This window comes from Pseudomonas sp. YQ_6, from assembly GCF_043103245.1.
Taxonomy (GTDB): Bacteria; Pseudomonadota; Gammaproteobacteria; order Pseudomonadales; family Pseudomonadaceae; genus Aquipseudomonas; species Aquipseudomonas alloputida.
Genome location: NZ_JBICJR010000008.1, coordinates 35016 through 54169 on the forward strand (window position 1 = coordinate 35016; position 19154 = coordinate 54169).

Genomic DNA, 19154 nt, shown 5'->3' on the forward strand with positions numbered 1-19154 from the left:
GAAATTATTTGGTGCGTTTTATGTAAGTGTATACAAAATACACCTACGCTTCGCCATTTATAGCGGTCCGCCAGGCACAAAAATGGGGCCTCTTGGGCCCCATTCTTGTGCATCAGAAAACCGGCTTACTGGGCCAGTTTCTTGTGCCGTACACGGTGCGGCTGGGCAGCAGCATCACCCAGACGCTTCTTGCGGTCGGCTTCGTACTCGGTGTAGTTACCCTCGAAGAACACCACGTTCGAGTCGTCTTCGTACGCCAGGATGTGAGTAGCCACACGGTCCAGGAACCAACGGTCGTGGGAAATCACGATCGCGGCGCCCGGGAAGTCCAGCAGGGCTTCTTCCAGCGAACGCAAGGTTTCGACGTCGAGGTCGTTGGACGGTTCGTCGAGCAGCAGAACGTTACCGCCTTCCTTCAGGGTCAGGGCCAGGTGCAGGCGGCCACGCTCACCACCGGACAGGTCCTTGACGAACTTCTGCTGATCGCCACCTTTGAAGTTGAAGCGGCCAACGTAGGTACGCGAAGGGATCTCGTAGTTGCCGATGCGGATCTGGTCGGAACCGTCGGAGATCTGCTGGAACACGGTCTTGGCGCCGTCCAGGTCCTCGCGGCTCTGGTCCACACAGGCCAACTGCACGGTTTCACCGATCTCGATGCTGCCCGAGTCCGGCTGCTCCTTGCCCATCAACATGCGGAACAGGGTCGACTTACCGGCACCGTTACCACCGATCACGCCAACGATGGCGCCTTTGGGCATGGAGAACGACAGGTTGTCGATCAGCACACGGTCGCCGTAGCCCTTGGTGACGTTCTTGAACTCGATAACCTTGTCACCCAGGCGCGGACCGGCCGGAATGTAGATTTCGTTGGTTTCGCTGCGCTTCTGGAATTCCTGCGACTGCATTTCTTCAAAGCGCTGCAGACGGGCCTTGGACTTGGACTGGCGGGCTTTGGCGCCTTTGCGCACCCACTCCAGTTCCTCTTTCATGGCCTTCTCGTGGGCGCTCTGCTGCTTGGATTCCTGCGCCAGACGCTCCGACTTGGCTTCCAGCCAGCCCGAGTAGTTGCCTTCGTACGGGATGCCGGCGCCGCGGTCCAGCTCCAGGATCCAGCCGGCGACGTTGTCGAGGAAGTAACGGTCGTGGGTAATGGCTACCACGGTGCCCGGGAAGTCGTGCAGGAAGCGCTCCAGCCAGGCCACCGAGTCGGCGTCCAGGTGGTTGGTGGGTTCGTCGAGCAGCAGCATGTCGGGTGCCGAGAGCAGCAGGCGGCACAGGGCTACACGGCGCTTCTCACCACCGGACAGGTGTTCGATGCGCGCATCCCAGGCGGGCAGGCGCAAGGCGTCGGCAGCGACGTCCAGCTGGCGCTCCAGGTTGTGGCCATCAGCGGCCTGCAGGATGGCTTCCAGCTTGGCCTGCTCGGCGGCCAGCTTGTCGAAGTCGGCATCCGGCTCGGCGTAGGCCGCGTAGACCTCGTCCAGGCGGGCCTGGGCGTCCTTGATTACGCTGACCGCTTCCTCGACCACTTCACGCACGGTCTTGGTTGGGTCCAGTTGCGGTTCCTGTGGCAGGTAACCCACGTTGATGTCGGGCATCGGACGGGCTTCGCCGTCGAATTCCTTGTCGACGCCCGCCATGATCCGCAGCAGGGTCGATTTACCGGCGCCGTTCAGGCCAAGTACGCCAATCTTGGCGCCTGGGAAGAACGACAGGGAAATGTTCTTGAGAATTTCCCGCTTCGGCGGCACGACCTTGCTCAGCCGATGCATGGTGTAGACGTATTGAGCCAAAACCAAGCCCTCTAATCAGATAGGTAAAGACATCGCCGATCGCCCCGGCACGCGGTGGCCAGTGGGATGTGTTTACGGGGTGTCATTGAACAAAGTCGACCATTCTACGCCAACGCGCGGCGTTGCATAGGAGGGGCCGATGGTGGGGTGTGATCAGTGCGGTCACTGGGATGAATTCATTGCCTGTGCCGGCCTCTTCGCGGACATGCCCGCTCCCACAGCGTCACCACAGAGTCTGAAGAATCCGCGATTCCTGTGGGAGCGGGCGAGCCCGCGAAAGGGCCGGCACAGCAGCCGAAGAGACTCAGACGTGACGCTGTTTGGCCTTGCCCCGCGGCAAGCGGCAACGGTCGCCCTGCTCGGCCAGGCGCGCGGCCCAGGCGGACTTCACGCTGAAGCTGCCGCTGCGGGCAGGTTGCTGCTCGGCCGCCTTGGCCGGTTTGGCCGGTGCAGGCGCAGTGCTGACCACCTTGGCTGCCGGCTTGGCCGCCGCCACGGCAACAGCCGGCTCTGCTGCCACCTTGGCGGTCTTGCGCAGTTCAGCCAGCGATGGGGCCTTGCTTTTTGCGGCAGCGGCCGCCTCGGGTTTGCCCAGCGAGCGCTGGCAAGACTTGCAGGATACGTCCTCGGTCACGGCAGTGCTGACAAGGGTCTGACTGCTGCGCCCGCAGGCGGAATCGAGGCCATTGGAGGAAAAGTGAGTAACCAAAACCGAACATCTCCGATGCGTTGTCATGTATAGCGGGCGCTATTCTCGCACAGGTTACAGGGGCTTGCCGAACCACCAGGCAGCCACCATCGGTCAGCATGGCTGGCACTTTGCCATAATCCGAGGCATGCTAGCCGGTTTCGGGTATCCGGCCTTATAGTGCGCCACCGCGGTGCGCAAGCCCGGCGCCGGCACGCACCGTGCACGATCATTCCCTGCCATCGCCAGCCCAATCGCAGGATCAACGCTTGACCAACCTTACTCATCCGTCGTCATTGCGTTCCGCCCCACAAGCACCCGCAACTATCCTGCGCGGGTCGATCAAGGGTGCGCTGGCGCTGCTGGCCCTGATCCTGCTGGGCCTGCTGCTGTGGCAGCTGTTCGCCCAGTTCAACCATACCCAGGCCGAATTGCGCAAACAGAGCCTGGACGCCTCCGCGGAACTGGCCGACCACCTGAGCCTGAACATGGCGCTCAAGGCGCAACAGGCCGTGAACGTGGTGCAACCCTACCTTGATGCACCAACACCTGCCGCCCTGCCTAGCCTGCTCGGCACCCTGCGCGAGCGCCTCCCCGCCCTGCAGAGCGTGGCCTGGCTGGACAACACCGGGCAGCTACGCGCCGACAGCCTGGCCGGCAGCCCCGACCGCCAGTCGCTTGACGAGTTGCTCGTGCTGAGCCAGGGACGCCCGTACTTCTTCACCAATTCGGCCGACAACCACATCCTGTACCTGTTGCTGCGCCAGGATGCCTCACAGGGTAGCGGCTACTGGCTACTGCGCCTGTCACCGGACTATTACCGCGAGCTCACCCTCCACCTAGAGGGCAGTGGCCACCCGCAGTGGCTGCTGGAGAACAGCCGCAGCGGCGAGGTGCTGCAGCGCCATGCCGCAGCCGACACCAGCGACGAACCGCTGCAAAGCGTGATGCTGGCCTTTATCGAAAACAGCACCTGGCAGCTACGCGGTCTGTTCGACGCCAAACTGGCCCAGCAAAAATTATTGCCGGCGCTGCTCGGCAAGTGCCTGCTGGTGCTGTTCTGCGCCCTGCTGCCGGTGCTGGCGCTGATCAACATGCGTCGCCGCCAGCGGGCGTTGCAGGAAGACCGCCGGCGCTATCAGGAAATTTTTGAAGGCACCGGCGTTGCCCTGTGCGTGCTCGACCTGTCCAGCCTGCCCGGCCAGCTCGACCGCTACCACCTGCGTAACCGGGCCGCACTCAAGCACAGCCTGGCGCTGGACCCGAACCTGCGCCGCTCGCTGCTGCTGGAGCTGAAGATCACCGAGGTCAACCAAGTGGCGCGCCAGCTGCTGAACATCCACTGTCACGAAGGTGCCTGGCAGCGGCTGATCGATGGCACTGGCGACAGCCGAGACAGCGTCGGCATGCAACTGATCGACGCACTGATCGAACAACGCCCGTTGCTGGAGCTGGAAGTGCGTCTGCCGACACCGCAGGGCACCGAGCTGCACCTGTGGCTGATGGCCCGGCTGCCGCTGCAGCGTCGTGATTATCAGGCGGTGATCCTCAGCATCAGCGATATCACCAGCCGCAAACAGGTGGAGCTGTCGCTACTGGAACGCGAAAGCTTCTGGTCGGACGTGGTACGCACCGTACCCGACCAGTTGTATGTGCAGGATGTGCCGAGCCAGCGGATGATCTTCAGCAACCGCCACCTCGGCCAGACCCTGGGCTACGACCGCACCGAGCTGGCACAGATGGGCGACCGCTTCTGGGAACTGCTGCTGCACCCCGAGGACGCCGCACACTACCAGGCACTGCGCCAGCAACAGCGCGACAGCGGTCATGACCAACCGCTGCACTGCCAGCTGCGCTTCCGCCACCGCGACGGAAGCTGGCGCTGCTACGACATCCGCGAGCAGGTGCTGAGCCGCAACGCCGAAGGCCTGGTGACGCGCATCATCGGTGTGGGCAAGGATGTGACCGTTCAGATCGAGGCCAGCCAGTCGCTACGTGACAGCGAGCAACGCTACCGCATGCTCGCCGAAAGCATCAGTGACGTGATCTTTTCCACCGACAACCAGCTCAAGCTCAACTATGTCAGCCCCTCGGTACAGAGCGTGCTGGGCTACCAGGCCGACTGGATCTTCGCCAACGGCTGGCAGTCGATCGTCGCCAACCCGGCCCAGCTCACCGGCATCTACAGCCTGATGGAGCGTGTCAGCAAGGCCATGGGCGATCCGGCGCAGATGGCGCAACTGTGCAGCCAGTTACCCACCCAACTGTTCCTGTTCGACTGCCTGCGTGCCGATGGCCGCAAGATCCCGATCGAGCTGCGCCTGGTGCTGGTGTGGGACGATGACCAGCGCTTCGAAGGCGTACTCGGGGTGGGCCGCGACATCAGCCAGCAACGTCGTGCCGAAAAAGACCTGCGCATGGCCGCGACCGTATTCGAACACTCCACCTCGGCGATCCTCATCACCGACCCGGCCGGCTATATCGTCCAGGCCAACGAGGCGTTCAGCCGCGTCAGCGGTTACGCCGTCAGTGAAGTGCTCGACCAATTGCCGGGCATGCTCACTGTCGACGAACAGCAGGAAGGCCACCTGCGCTATGTGGTCAAGCAACTGCACCAGCGCGGCAGCTGGGAAGGTGAAGTGTGGCTCAAGCGCCGTGACGGCGACCATTACCCGGCCTGGGTCGGCATCACCGCGGTACTGGACGACGAAGGCGACCTGGCCAGCTACGTGTGCTTCTTCACCGACATCAGCGAACGCAAGGCCAGCGAACAGCGCATTCACCGCCTGGCCTACTACGACGCCCTTACCCACCTGCCCAACCGCACACTGTTCCAGGACCGTTTGTACAACGCCCTGCAGCAGGCCGAGCGGCAGAAGGCCTGGGTGGTGCTGATGTTCCTCGACCTCGACCGCTTCAAACCGATCAACGACTCCCTCGGCCATGCGGCCGGCGACCGCATGCTCAAGGACATGGCCCTGCGCCTGCTGGCCTGCGTGGATGACGACGACACTGTGGCACGCATGGGCGGCGACGAGTTCACCCTGCTGCTGCAACCGCGCCCCACCCGCGAAATGGCCCTGAACCGCGCCATCCACGTGGCCGAGAACATCCTCGGCAGCCTGGTGCGGCCGTTCGTGCTGGAAAACCGCGAGTTCTTCGTCACCGCCAGCATCGGCATCGCCCTCAGCCCGCAGGATGGCAGTGAGCTGAGCCAGCTGATGAAGAACGCCGACACCGCCATGTACCACGCCAAGGAGCGCGGCAAGAACAACTTCCAGTTCTACCAGGCCGAAATGAACGCCAGCGCCCTGGAGCGCCTGGAGCTGGAAAGCGACCTGCGCCATGCCATGGAGCAGAACGAGTTCATCCTCTACTACCAGCCGCAGTTCAGCGGCGACGGCAAGCGCCTGACCGGCGCCGAAGCGCTGCTGCGCTGGCGTCACCCGACCCGTGGCCTGGTGCCGCCGGGTGACTTCATCCCGGTGATCGAAGAACTGGGCCTGGTGGTGGACGTGGGCGACTGGGTGCTGCGCGAGGCCAGCCGCCAGCTCAAGGCCTGGCACAAGGCCAAGGTGCGGGTGCCGAAAGTGTCGGTGAATATTTCGGCGCGGCAGTTCTCCGACGGCCAGCTAGGCACTCGGATTGCCAACATCCTGGAAGAAAGCGGCCTGCCGCCGGCATGCCTGGAACTGGAGTTGACCGAAAGCATCCTGATGCGCGAGGTGAACGAGGCGCTGCAGATTCTTGCCAGCCTGAAGAACCTCGGCCTGAGCATTGCGGTAGACGACTTCGGCACTGGCTACTCGTCGCTCAACTACCTCAAGCAGTTCCCTATCGACGTCCTGAAGATCGACCGGACCTTCGTCGACGGCCTGCCCGAAGGCGAGCAAGACGCGCAGATTGCCCGGGCGATCATCGCCATGGCCCACAGCCTCAACCTGGCAGTCATCGCCGAGGGCGTGGAAACCCACGAACAGCTGGAGTTTCTGCGCGAGCATGGTTGCGACGAGGTGCAGGGCTACCTGTTCGGGCGGCCGATGCCGGCGCATCAGTTCGAGGCGCAATTCTCCAACGAGACCTTGTTCATGTTCCATTGACCCGCACGCTGCCTGCTCGCAAGGTCCCCCGTAGGAGCGGGTTTACCCGCGAACACCGGCAAAGCCGGTGCCATGCACCGCGCCGCCTTCTTCGCGGGTAAACCCGCGCCTACAAGTACGATGTCGCGACACAATCCTGCATAAAAAGCGGACTTCCAGGTCAACTCCTGCCCCCGCCCAGCCCAGAAACGGCGCGGGATGCAAGATGAAGCCCATTGGTCTGCGACTTGACGCCACTTCATATGCCAGCCGCGAATCAATCGGTTAGAATGCACACCCAAATTACCCCGATCCTTGAGGACCGCCATGTTCAGCCGTGATTTGACCATTGCCAAGTACGACGCCGAGCTCTTCGAAGCCATGCAGCAAGAAGCTCTGCGCCAGGAAGAGCATATCGAGCTGATCGCTTCGGAAAACTACACCAGCCCGGCAGTCATGGAAGCCCAGGGCTCGGTCCTGACCAACAAGTACGCCGAAGGCTACCCAGGCAAGCGCTACTACGGCGGTTGCGAGTACGTCGACGTCGTCGAGCAACTGGCCATCGACCGTGCCAAGGAGCTGTTCGGCGCCGACTACGCCAACGTACAGCCGCACGCTGGCTCCCAGGCCAACGCTGCCGTCTACCTGGCCCTGCTGTCTGCCGGTGACACCATCCTGGGCATGAGCCTGGCCCACGGTGGCCACCTGACCCACGGTGCTTCGGTAAGCTCCTCGGGCAAGCTGTACAACGCCATCCAGTACGGCATCGACGGCAATGGCCTGATCGACTACGACGAAGTCGAGCGCCTGGCTGTCGAGCACAAGCCCAAGATGATCGTTGCCGGCTTCTCGGCCTACTCGCAGGTTCTGGACTTCGCCCGCTTCCGCGCCATCGCCGACAAGGTCGGTGCCTACCTGTTCGTCGACATGGCCCACGTTGCCGGCCTGGTTGCCGCTGGCGTGTACCCGAACCCTGTTCCGTTCGCCGACGTGGTCACCACCACCACCCACAAGACCCTGCGCGGCCCGCGCGGCGGCCTGATCCTGGCCCGTGCCAACGCCGACATCGAGAAGAAGCTGAACTCCGCCGTCTTCCCGGGCGCCCAGGGCGGCCCGCTGGAGCACGTCATCGCGGCCAAGGCCATCTGCTTCAAGGAAGCCCTGCAGCCAGAGTTCAAGGCTTACCAGCAGCAAGTCGTGAAGAACGCCCAGGCCATGGCCAGCGTGTTCATCGAGCGCGGTTTCGACGTGGTTTCCGGTGGCACCCAGAACCACCTGTTCCTGCTGTCGCTGATCAAGCAGGAAATCTCCGGTAAGGATGCTGACGCCGCCCTGGGCAAAGCCTTCATCACCGTCAACAAGAACTCGGTACCGAACGACCCGCGTTCGCCGTTCGTCACTTCGGGCCTGCGTTTCGGCACCCCAGCCGTTACCACCCGTGGTTTCAAGGAAGCCGAGTGCAAGGAACTGGCAAGCTGGATCTGCGACATCCTGGCCGACCTGAACAACGAAGCGGTGATCGACGCCGTGCGTGAGAAGGTCAAGGCCATCTGCAAGAAGCTGCCGGTTTACGGCAACTGATTGGTGCTTGCCTGAAGTGAAAAAGCCCGGCCCAGTGCCGGGCTTTTTCGTGAACGGACCATGAAACACGTTCGCAGGCCTGATACACATCCTGTGGGAGCGGGCGTGCCCGCGAAGAAGGCTACGCGGTGGATGGCACCGGCTGCGCCGGTGTTCGCGGGCACGCCCGCTCCCACAGGGAATGATTTCGAGCAGCCACGTGCCATCACGTATTACCCTGTTTGACACCACCAACCACAGGCCACACCTTGACCAGAGAGCAACTCGAAACCCGGCAGATCCCCATCTACTTCGCCGCCGTACTGGCCGCTATCGTCTTCGGCCTGCTGGCCAGCGACACTGCGCGCCAGCTTGAAGCCCTGATCACCCCCGCCATCGCCGTGCTGATGTACGCGATGTTCCTGCAAATACCCTTCCTCGACCTGCGCCAGGGCCTGGGTAACCGCCGCTTCATCACGGCCCTGCTACTGGCCAATTTCATGCTCGTTCCGCTGCTTGTCTGGGCCATCACCCGTGGGCTGGTGGAACACCCGGCGATCCTCGTCGGGGCCTTGCTGGTGCTGCTCACGCCCTGCATCGACTACGTGGTGGTGTTCACCCACATTGGCAAAGGCGACTCACGCCTGACCCTGGCCGCAACCCCCGTGTTATTGCTGGCGCAACTGGTGCTGCTGCCGGTGTACCTGGCCCTGATGCTGGGTGGTGGCAGCCAGGTGGCAATCTCCATCACACCGTTCGTGGAAGCTTTCGTGCTGTTGATCGTGGTGCCGATGGCCCTCGCGGTACTCACCAGCGCCGGTGCCCGGCGCTCGCGCGCAGTCGCGACCTGGAACGACGCCTGGGCGTGGTTGCCGGTGCCGGCCATGGCCTTGGTGCTGATGGTGGTGATCGCTTCGCAGATTGTCGTGGTACTGCGTGATTTCGACCGTCTGCTGCCGGTGGTTCCGGTATACATCGGCTTCATGCTGCTGGCCCCGGTGCTCGGCTTCATCTGTGCGCGCCTGCTGCGCCTGCCGGCCAGTGAGGCACGCTCGGTGACGTTCAGTGCAGCCACGCGCAACTCGCTGGTGGTGCTGCCGCTGGCGCTGGCGTTGCCAGAAGAGATGCGCGGGTTGGCGGCGGCAGCCGTGATCACGCAAACCCTGGTAGAACTGGTGAGCGAACTGATCTATGTACGGGCGGTACCACGGTTTGTGCGTTGACCCGTGGTACTCGTCATAGAGAAAAGGACTATTCGGGGCACACAGCGAACACCTGCACCTCTACCAGGTAGCCAGCCCCCAGGGCGGAGCCCACACAGGCCCGCACCGGTTTTGCACAGCCTTGCAACCAGGCGTCGTACACTTCGTTGACCAGGTCGAAGTGGCGGTAGTCGGCCAGCCACATCTGAACCCGCGTCAGCTGCGCCTTGCCGACGTTGGCTTGCACCATCAGGCCGTCGATCACGCTCAGCGCCTGACGTAACTGCCCCTGCACATCCTGTTGCAGGTCGTCGGCCACGATGCCTGCCGTTTCGAACAGGCCCCTGTAACTGACCGCCAGTGACATCCGCGCGCTTGATCCGTAGCGAGTGATCATCGAGGTACCCTCCCCCTCAACCCATCTGGTTGAAGCAGACGACTTTGGGTTGGGTCATGTCCTCGTAGGCGAACCGCACTCCCTCACGCCCAAGACTCCCATACTTGGCCCCACCAAATGGCATGGCATCGAAGCGGTAGTCGGAAGAGTCGTTGATCATTACACCGCCGGCCTCGATACGCCGGGCCAGGCTCAACGCCAGCGACAGGTCGCGGGTGAACACACCGGCATGCAAGCTGTACTCCGGGGCATTGGCCAGCGCTATCGCCTGCTCGACAGTCTCGAAGGGCGCCAGCATCACCACCGGTGCAAAAACCTCCTCAAGCCACAGCCGGCTGACGTGGTCCACGCTTTCGAGCACTGTCGGCGCATAGATCGCCCCCTGACGCTGGTGGCCGCAGAGCAGGCGGGCACCGCCCTCAAGCGCCTGGTTGACGCGTTCTTCGATCTGTCGGGCAGCCGCTTCGGTGATCATCGGCCCCATATCCGTTTCGCGCCGGCCCGGATCGCCCCAGACCATCGCCTGGGTCAATGCCACGAAGCGTTCGCGGAACGCCTCATAGATCGAGGCATCTACGAGAATGCGCTGGGTGCCGATGCAGTTCTGCCCGGCCGCCCAGAACGCGCCCGACACACACGACTCGACCGTGGCTTCCAGGTCGCAGTCCTTGAGCACCAGCACCGGGGCGTTGCCGCCAAGGTCCATGGCAAGTTTTTTCAAGCCAGCCCCGTGCGCAATCTTTTCGCCCGTAGCGAAACCGCCCGTAAAGGAAACCATGCGCACCTCACGCACAGCCACCAGCGCCTTGCCCAGTTCGGCTCCCCCCGTGGCTACAGTGACAACGGCCTCCGGCAACCCTGCATCCACCAGATACTGCACCAGTTTCAGGGCAGAAAGAGGGGCCAGTTCCGAGGGTTTCAGAATGACCGCATTGCCCCCTGCAAGTGCTGGCCCCAGCTTGTGCGCCACCAGGTTGAGCGGGTCGTTGTACGGGGTAATGGCCAGGATCAACCCCAACGGCTCGCGGGTGAACCAGCCCTGACGCGATTCGGAGCCTTCATAGGCATCGAAAGGCACCACCTCACCGGCGTTGCGCCGTGCCTCTTCGGCAGACAGCTTGAGCGTGTTGATGCAGCGTTTGACCTCTTTTTCGGCCTGCCGCAGGGTCTTGCCCGCTTCATCGACGATCAGGCCGGCAAAGTCTGCCGCATCCCGTTCAATGAGTTGAGCGGCGTGTTCAAGAATGTGCGCCCGGCGGTGCCGGGGCAGCGCCGCGCTTTCACGCACACCCTGACGGGCACGGGCGAGCAAGGCAGGCACCGCTTCTGCGCCGAGGTTGTCGACGCTGCCAACCAGGCTGCCATCGAAGGGGTTGTACACATCGATCAAGTCGGGTTGCTGAACAAGCGCCCGGGATACGGAAGTCAGGCTCATGAACGTTGCTCCTCAGGCCGAATGGCCGGCCGCGTGAATGGCGACAATGTCCGACAGCAAGGCAAAAGCCGTTTCGATGCGCCCCGCCCCCGGGCCGGACACGGTTACAGCCCCCAGCAACTCGGTGTCGAACGCCAGCGCATTGGTGGCGCCTGAAATACCTGCCAAGGGGTGATGGCCAGGCAGCAGCTTCGCTTCGACGCTGGCTCGCACCGAGCCATCGGCTTCACGGCGGGCACTGCCGATCAGCTTCCAACGCTCGCCCGCCGCCTGTGCCCGCTCGATAGCCGCGCTGTCGATGGCACTGATACCGCTGCAGGCCACATCACCCACCTGCAGACAGGCGCCGAGCAACTCATTGGCGAGGATCACCACCTTCAGGCGTACGTCATGGCCTTCCACATCGGCGGTCGGGTCAGCCTCGGCAAAGCCAAGCGCTTGTGCCTGGGCCACCGCCTCGTTGAAGCCCAGCCCTTCCTCCATGCGCGTGAGCACATAGTTAGAGGTACCGTTGAGAATGCCCTCGAAACCTACCAGGCCCGCGCCCGCCAGGGTTTGGCGCGCCATGCGCAGCACCGGTGTGCCGCTCATCACGGCGCCTTCGTATTCGAACGACACATCGTTGGCCTTGGCCAAGGCCTTGAGCGCCTGGGCATGCAAGGCAATCGGCCCCTTGTTGGTGGTGACCACGTGCTTGCCCGCCTCCAGCGCCCAGCGGCAGAAGGTTGCCGCCGGCTCACCGTCCTTGGGGTTGGTGAATGTGGCCTCGGCGATGATGTCGGCGCCTGATTGCTTGATCACCGCCTCATTGAACGCCTCGGCCGAACCTTGAGGGATTTGCGCCAGCGCGCCCTTCTGGGCCGGCAGCGCGGCCAGCATGGCGGCATCCAGGCCGTCGCGGTCGATCACCGACCCCAGGAACAAGTCGGTGACACCAACGATTTTCAGGCCAAAGCCCAACTCTTGCTGCCAGCGCGCATTGCGTTCGGCGATCAGTTGGGCAAGAGCGCGGTTAACGCCACCAAAGCCAACGAGTGCAATTTTGTATTCGGTCATGGTTTGCTGTCCTGTCCAGGCAGTGGGTCGATGAGGACTAGCGTAAGAGCCGTGCACTGCCAGTTGAATATGGCAATCCGCTGTATTTATTGGCCAATCTGGCCAGTGCAAAGCGCGCGCCTGCGCCAGGGCAAAACGCACAACGCCGCCAGGGCGCGAACCCAGGCGGCGTTGTGCTAGCCAATGCAAAGACGCGGTTCAGACTACCGCGGCCAGGACGAACGAAGTCACCGTGTTCTCCACCCCGGGCATGGCAGCGATTTCCTTCCACACATGGTGCACCCGCTCCGGGCTGGAGGCCTCGACGCGCAACATGAGGTCGAACTCGCCGCTGAGCACTTCACACTGGATCACCTCGGGGATCTGGCGCAGCGCATCGAGTACCGCGTCACCGCGCATGCGGTCATAGCGGTAGACGAAGATCACCGCGTTGATCAACGACGCCGGCCGTCTGCCCTCACCAATGCGCAGGGTATAACCCTGAATGGCGCCGTCGCGCTCCAGGCGCTCGATGCGCTGGCGTACCGCATTGCGCGACAGGTTCACCTTCAACCCCAACTCAGCGTGGGCGATACGCGCATTGGCGGTGAGCTCGGCGAGAATGCGCTCGTCCAGGGGGTCGAGGATGCGCTTCATCGCCCAGCCTGCAACCGGGCCAACAAGGCATGAACACCGGCCAGGTCGTCAGGTGCCAACAGCGGCTCATCACCCGCTGTGCCGACCGCACCGGCGGGCACCTCACCGTGCCAGGCCCCCAGCTCCGCCAGCAGCCCGGCAGACTTTTCAGGGGCAAACTGCCCCAGCGTGACGATGGGCGCACCGATGTTGCGCCGATGCAGGCGCCCGGCGAATACCCCTGTCGCGGCATGAGGGTCTACTGCGCTGCCCGTTTCGTGGAACAGCGTGACAATTTCTTCGCGAATCAGCACGTCGTCCACGGCATAGGAGTCGAACAGCATGCGCGCATGCAACCACTGGCGGTTGCCGATGCTCAGTTCGCCACACGCCTCGAAGTGCTCCATCAGTGCCCGGGTCGCCCCGCCATCGCGGTCATACAGTTCCCAGACGAAGCGCTCAAGGTTGGAGAACAGCGAAAAGTCCATGACCGGTGACAAGGTCTGGCTGGTTGAGCCACGGCTGTAGCGGTTGCAGTGGATGAACCGGTGCAAGGCATCGTTGCGGTTGGTGGAGACGATGATCTGGTTGATCGGCAGGCCCATTTTCTGGGCAATGAACCCCGCGTAGATCTCGGCAAAACTGGCCGTGGGGATGCTGAACCCGACCGGGCGTATTCCGCCACCGAGCTGCAGCGCTGCATGGAAATAGAACACGATCTGCGCCAGCACACCGACCCAGTTGGTGGAGTTGAAGCTGACCGGAATCAGCCCGGGGCATGGCCAATCACGCAGCAGCGCCGACACCAGCGACTGGCAATCGTCAAAGCTGCCATCCACGGCCACGCAGCTCACGCTGTCAGACGCGGCGCTGCGCATCACTGCCGCGCGGTCGGCGGGCGTGCCTGCGCTGGGGTATAGCGCCAGCAAGCCTGCTGCCGGGCAATGCCGCAACGCTTCGATAGCCGCTACTGCAGTATCGCCGTTGCTGGCACCGACCAGCATGACCCGCTCGCACTCCGCCCCCAGAAAGTGCCGGACAAAGCGCGCCTGCAACTGCGCGGCAAAGTCCTTGGAGGACCGGGTAGGCCCATGGAAAAGCTGCAGGATCCATTCGTTATGGCCAAGCTGCTGCAACGGCGCAATACCGCGGTGGCGGAACCCGCGATAGCTGTCGCTGACCAGCGCCCTGAGGGTAGGCTCGTCGAGGGTATCGCCGACAAACGGTGCCATTACCCGCCAGGCCAGTTCGTCGAAGGGCAACCACGACCAGCTGGCAATTTCCTGTGGGCTGAACACCGGCACCGAGGTGGGCACATAAAGCCCACCATCATCGGCCAGGCCGGAAAGCAATGCCGTGCGGAAATCGACACGTATCTCGTTGCCGCGCGTGGATGTGTACTGCATCGGTGCTCCAGATAGCTACGTAAATTAACGATGCGCCATGGCCACCAGCCAATGGCTGAACGCCTGGGCATCGGGGGACAACGCTTCACCCAGGCCGCGTACCAGGAAAAACGACTCGCTTGCCTCGATACGCTGGGCAAAAGGAGCGACCAGCCGCCCCTCCTGCAGCAGGTCCTCTACCAGCGACGAGCGTGCCAGCGCCACGCCCAGCCCCAGCTCCGCCATGCGCAGGGTCGACACCAGCGTGTCGAACTGCAGGCCACTGGAAGAGTCGACCTGATCGGCGCCGACCCGCTCCAGCCAGTAGCCCCACCCCTCCTCGTAACCCAGCACATGCAGCAACGGCACACGGGCCAGGTCGCGCGGGTCGCGCAGCGGGCAGCTGGCCAGCAGCGCGGGGGCGCACACCGGCACCAGCACGTCGCGGGTCAGGCGCTGCGCCTCCACCCCGGCCCACTGCCCGCTGCCCCAGCGGATTTCCAGATCATCTTCGGCATCCAGCTCCTTGACCCACAGGTTGCTGATGTAGCGGATGTCCACCTGCGGGTGCGAACGCCGAAAGTCGGCCAGCCGGGGGGCCAGCCAGAAGTGCAGGAACGACAGGCTGCCCCGTACCTTCAGGGGCCGACGTTGGCGTTGCCCGAAGATTTCATTGGTGCCTACCGCAAGGCGGCTGATGGCGTCCTGCACCACCGGCAGGTAGGACTGCCCTTCTTCGGTCAGCCCCAGCCCGCGCGGCAGGCGCTTGAACAGCGCCACACCCAATTGGCTTTCCAGGTGACGAATCTGCTGGCTCACGGCCCCTTGGGTAAGGTGCAGCTCTTCTGCCGCATGGGTGAAGTTCAAGTAACGCGCCGACACTTCGAAGGCTCTCAGCCAGTTCAGGGGGGGCAGGGTTTTCTGAGTCATCGGCGGCTTCTCGTGGCTAGGTTCCGGTGGCCTAGTATCACCTGCTCAGGCGGCCTCGGAACCTGGGGCGACAATTTCCACCGGGCCCGTACGGCGGCTGCGGTACTTGCACGTCAGCCAATAGGCCAGGTAGCACCAGGCAATGAAGGGCAAGCCGAAGTACAGGGCAACACGCTGAGCAGGGTCGAAGGCAATGCCGACGCAGGCCAGTACGCAGCAGAATATGGCCCCCAGTGGTACGAACGGGTAGCCACGCACCCGGAACTTGAGGTCCTCGAGCTTGCCGCCGCTGGCGATGTAATGACGGCGGAATGCGATTTGGCTGGCCGCGATGCTGATCCACACCACCACCACGGCCAACCCTGAAATCGACACCAGCGCCAGGTAGATGGTGTCGGGGGCGAACACACTGCTCAACAGCGAAGCCATGCCGCCAGCCATGCTCAGCACAATCGCATTGAAGGGTGTGCCGCGGCGCGACAGCGTGGCGTAACGGCGGGGCATGTTGCCTTGGTCGCTGAGGGTCCAGAGCATGCGCGAAGCGGCGTAGAGGCCGGAGTTGGCGGCAGACAGCAGCGCGGTGATGATGACGAAGTTCATGATATCGGCCGCATACGGGATACCAATCATCGCAAAGACCATCACGAACGGGCTTTCAATAACCCCGGCCTGTTCACGCGGCAGCAAGGTGGCCAGCACAAAGATGGTGCCGATGAAGAACAGCGCCAGGCGCAGCACCGTGGTGCGAATGGCCTTGGGCACGTTCTTTTCCGGGTCTTTGGTTTCGCCGGCAGCGATGCCGATCAGCTCGGTACCCGAGAACGCGAAGGCCACTGCCAGCAGGGTCATGGCAATTGACCAGAAACCGGTGGGGAACAACCCTTCACGGGTGAAATTGCCCAGCCCTGCACTGTGCGCCTGCTGGATCTCGAAGCCACCCAGAATGGCCCCGCCGCCCACCACCAGAAAGGCGATGACGGCCAACACCTTGACCAGTGACAACCAGAATTCGGTTTCGGCGAACGATCGCACCGAAATGATATTGCTGATGAACACCGCGGCGCCGAACAGCGCACTCCACATCCATACCGGCGTGTCGGGGAACCAGCGCACCATCAGGATGCCTGCGGCGGTGAATTCGGAGCCGATGGCCACCGTCCAGGTCAGCCAGTACATCCAGGCCACCATGTAACCGGTGCCCGGGCCGAGGTAACGCGTGGCGTAACTGCTGAACGAGCCGACTTCCGGCATGTGTACCGCCAGCTCACCCAGGCACATCATGACCAGGTACACCATGATTGCGCCGAGTATGTAGGCGATGACCGCGCCCAACGGGCCGGCCTGGTTAACGGTGTAGCCCGACGTGAGAAACAGGCCGGTGCCTATCACACCGCCCAGTGCCAGCATGACGATGTGGCGGGTTTGCATATCCTGCTTGAAGGTATGCGCCGAGGCATTTCTAGTTGTGGTTGTCTGCACGGACATTGTGGGTTACTCATGAAAGTTGGCGGGCAAGGACGTAGCAACGACCTCGTCTTGGCAGAGCGAATCGAGTTGCCTTGCATATTGTTTTTGTTCGACTTCATGAAGTGGCACCCACCACACGGGTGGGTGCTACGCGCCAGCCTCAGGCCTGCACCGGGCTCTGGCAGGCGTCTGCGTCAGCGTGCAATTCCTTTGCGACGGCCAGTTCCTCACGCACCGATGCACAGGCTTGTGCCAGGTCCGCCAGCAGGTCATCGGTTTCCTCGATGCCCACTGAAATGCGCACCAGCCCTTCGGAAATGCCCAGCGCCAGGCGCTCTTCCAAAGTGTTCTCGACATGGCTGGTGGTGCGCGCCGGGCCATAGATGGTCTCTACCGCGCCGAGGTTGCCGGCCCGATGGGCATACTTCAGCCGCGGCAGCAAACGGGCCACGGTCGGCATGCCGCCCTTCAGCACGAAGCTGACAATGGCGCCAAACCCGCGCATTTGCGCCTTGGCAATGGCATGCCCGGCATGCGCCGGCAAACCTGGGTAGTTCACCGCTTCAACCAGCGGCTCGGTGCTCAGGTAAAGGGCCAACGCCATGGCACTGGCTTGCTGCTGGCGCAGGCGCACTGCCAGGGTCTTGATACCGCGGATGATCAGGTAGGCCGAGAACGGGTCCAGCGCCGCACCGTTGATTTCCCGGTAGTGCCGCACCTGGGCCATCAACGCCTCCGCGCCACACACCACGCCACCCAGCACGTCACCATGCCCGGACAGAAACTTGGTTGCGCTGTGCACCACTACATCAACGCCCAGCGCCAGCGGGTTCTGGTTCAGTGGCGTGGCAAAGGTGTTGTCGGCCACCACCAGCGCCCCCACCTTGTGCGCAGCGGCGCTCAGCCGACGAATGTCCAGCACCTTCAGCGTCGGGTTGGTGGGGGTTTCCAGGTACAACAGGTCGCAACCGGCGGCAATCTCGCGCTCCAGCGCTTCAGTGTCCAAGGTATCGCACAGGCACACTTGCACCCCCATGCGCGGCAGGAACTCTTCGAAGATCTTGTTGGTGCCGCCATAGCTGTCGCGGGTCGACACCACGCGTTTGCCGTTGGACAGGAAGGTGTGCAGCACGGCACTGATGGCCGCCATGCCGCTGCTGAACGCGACTGCCGACTCGGCTTGCTCCAGTTCGGCCAATTTTGCTTCCAGCGTGGCGACCGTGGGGTTGCTCATGCGGCTGTAGATGAAGCCAGGCTGCTTGCCCTGCGCCACGTCGTACCAGGCATCGATATCGTTGTAGCCATAAGCGGCGCTGACCACGATCGGGGTCTGCGTGGCGTTGTACGGGTGCTGTACCTGCTCCCCGCTCCACACGACCCGCGTCCCCACACCGGCCGCAGCATTGCCCTCGATTTTTTCGTTGTTGTTCATATCCGCTTCCCGCCCAGCTGAGTTGTGTACACCGATGCAGCATCGGCCTTCAGCGGACTATAGGGAGATGACGGAGGCCTGAAAAACGATGGAATCCGGGTCTGACTGGCGTTTTTTTTAATGGCTGCGGGCCGGGCGCTGCAAAAGCCGCCCGGTCACGTGGGCGCTTAGGCCAGGTTGCGCTTCAGCTCGGCGATGTGCTCCGGGCCGATGCCACAGCAACCGCCGACCATGCTGGCACCCCGCGCACGCCAGTCCTTGGCCCATGCCAGGTAACCCGGCGGATCGAGGTCTTCGCGCAGTTCGTCCAGGCCATCGTTGGCAGTGGCTTCTTTGGGCTGCGGCGGGAAGGCGTTGGCATAGGCACCGATGGCAATCTCGGCGTTGTGTCGCTCGATGACCGAGCGCGCGACATCAATGGCGGCGCCGATCACCTCAGGCTGGCTGCAGTTGAACAACACCGCAGCCACGCCCAGGGTGACTGCGGCCTCGATGGCTTCGGCCACCGGTTCACCGGAACGCAGGCGCGGAACCTCGTCAACGTCCTCGTCCTGCAGGGTGAAGGACACCCAGAACGGCCTGCCATCTGCCGGCAAATGGCTCTGAATGGCCCGCACTTCGGCCACGGAACTCTGGGTTTCGGCCAGCCACAGGTCAACATGCGGGGCCAGGCCCTGGAGCAGCGGGGTCAGCACCTCTGCCACACGCTCGGGCTGGAACAGGTCGGGGCGGTAGGACCCGAACAGCGGCGGCAACGAACCTGCCACCCTGACCGGGTGCGCGCCGCTATCTGCCGCATGCCGCGCAAGCTGGCCTGCGATATGGGCCAGCTGTCGCCCTTCGGCGGCAAAGCGTTCTTCACCGATGTGGAACGGCACTACTGCATAGCTGTTGCTGGTGATGACCTGCGCACCCGCATCGATGAAGGCTGCATGCACGCCCACGACCGCCTCCGGCGCCTCGCTCAGCGCCAGCGCCGACCACTCGGGCTGGCGAAACGGTGCACCGCTGCGCTGCAGCTCTCGGCCCATGCCACCGTCCAGAATTACCATCGTTCGCTCTGCCATATAACTTCTCTGAAGGTTCTTATGAATAAAATTCATTATGGGGTTTGG

Annotated in this window: 14 protein-coding genes; 3 read left to right on the forward strand and 11 right to left on the reverse strand. The window is 63.2% G+C overall.

Annotation, left to right across the window (positions count from 1 at the left end; translation table 11 throughout):
- Positions 1-125: 125 nt before the first annotated feature.
- Both ettA and ACF8FG_RS02620 read right to left on the reverse strand, forming a co-directional pair.
- Complete coding sequence (ettA, locus tag ACF8FG_RS02615; RefSeq protein ID WP_010951931.1) at positions 126-1793, reverse strand: energy-dependent translational throttle protein EttA; 1668 nt, start codon at positions 1791-1793, stop codon at positions 126-128.
- Positions 1794-2097: 304 nt separating this feature from the next.
- Positions 2098-2502, reverse strand: coding sequence for a hypothetical protein (locus tag ACF8FG_RS02620; RefSeq protein WP_014589627.1), 405 nt, complete (start codon positions 2500-2502; stop codon positions 2098-2100).
- Between the two features lie 248 nt (positions 2503-2750).
- On the opposite strand from ACF8FG_RS02620, the gene ACF8FG_RS02625 reads away from it, so the two are divergent.
- From ACF8FG_RS02625 to ACF8FG_RS02635, 3 genes are all read left to right on the forward strand, one after another.
- Positions 2751-6581, forward strand: coding sequence for an EAL domain-containing protein (locus ACF8FG_RS02625; RefSeq protein ID WP_014589626.1), 3831 nt, complete (start codon positions 2751-2753; stop codon positions 6579-6581).
- 306 nt (positions 6582-6887) lie between these two features.
- On the forward strand, positions 6888-8141 hold the full coding sequence (glyA, locus tag ACF8FG_RS02630) for a serine hydroxymethyltransferase (RefSeq protein WP_014589625.1): 1254 nt from the start codon (positions 6888-6890) through the stop codon (positions 8139-8141).
- Between the two features lie 248 nt (positions 8142-8389).
- On the forward strand, positions 8390-9343 hold the full coding sequence (locus ACF8FG_RS02635) for an arsenic resistance protein (RefSeq protein WP_070383433.1): 954 nt from the start codon (positions 8390-8392) through the stop codon (positions 9341-9343).
- Positions 9344-9371: 28 nt separating this feature from the next.
- On the opposite strand, the gene ACF8FG_RS02640 is transcribed toward ACF8FG_RS02635, so the two are convergent.
- From ACF8FG_RS02640 to ACF8FG_RS02680, 9 genes are all read right to left on the reverse strand, one after another.
- The gene (locus ACF8FG_RS02640) at positions 9372-9719 is read right to left on the reverse strand and encodes a RidA family protein (protein ID WP_070383432.1); all 348 of its coding nucleotides are present in this window, start codon (positions 9717-9719) and stop codon (positions 9372-9374) included.
- Positions 9720-9735: 16 nt separating this feature from the next.
- Positions 9736-11154: an aldehyde dehydrogenase family protein gene (locus ACF8FG_RS02645; RefSeq protein WP_318075759.1), complete on the reverse strand. Its 1419-nt coding sequence runs from the start codon at positions 11152-11154 to the stop codon at positions 9736-9738.
- 12 nt (positions 11155-11166) lie between these two features.
- Positions 11167-12210: a homoserine dehydrogenase gene (locus ACF8FG_RS02650; RefSeq protein WP_014589621.1), complete on the reverse strand. Its 1044-nt coding sequence runs from the start codon at positions 12208-12210 to the stop codon at positions 11167-11169.
- Positions 12211-12408: 198 nt separating this feature from the next.
- Positions 12409-12846 (reverse strand): Lrp/AsnC family transcriptional regulator, encoded by a 438-nt coding sequence (locus ACF8FG_RS02655; protein WP_014589620.1) that lies wholly within the window; start codon positions 12844-12846, stop codon positions 12409-12411.
- Positions 12843-14231, reverse strand: a complete 1389-nt coding sequence (locus tag ACF8FG_RS02660; protein WP_014589619.1) for a threonine synthase — start codon at positions 14229-14231, stop codon at positions 12843-12845. Before ACF8FG_RS02660 ends, ACF8FG_RS02655 begins: the two co-directional genes overlap by 4 nt.
- A gap of 24 nt (positions 14232-14255) precedes the next feature.
- Positions 14256-15140, reverse strand: coding sequence for a LysR substrate-binding domain-containing protein (locus ACF8FG_RS02665; protein ID WP_014589618.1), 885 nt, complete (start codon positions 15138-15140; stop codon positions 14256-14258).
- 45 nt (positions 15141-15185) lie between these two features.
- Positions 15186-16625 (reverse strand): amino acid permease, encoded by a 1440-nt coding sequence (locus ACF8FG_RS02670; RefSeq protein WP_014589617.1) that lies wholly within the window; start codon positions 16623-16625, stop codon positions 15186-15188.
- 142 nt (positions 16626-16767) lie between these two features.
- Positions 16768-18039, reverse strand: a complete 1272-nt coding sequence (locus ACF8FG_RS02675) for a cystathionine gamma-synthase family protein (RefSeq protein WP_104886707.1) — start codon at positions 18037-18039, stop codon at positions 16768-16770.
- A 167-nt stretch (positions 18040-18206) separates the two neighbouring features.
- A complete protein-coding gene (locus ACF8FG_RS02680) occupies positions 18207-19091 on the reverse strand; it encodes a homocysteine S-methyltransferase family protein (protein WP_189637576.1) in 885 nt (294 codons plus the stop codon).
- Positions 19092-19154: the final 63 nt, after the last annotated feature.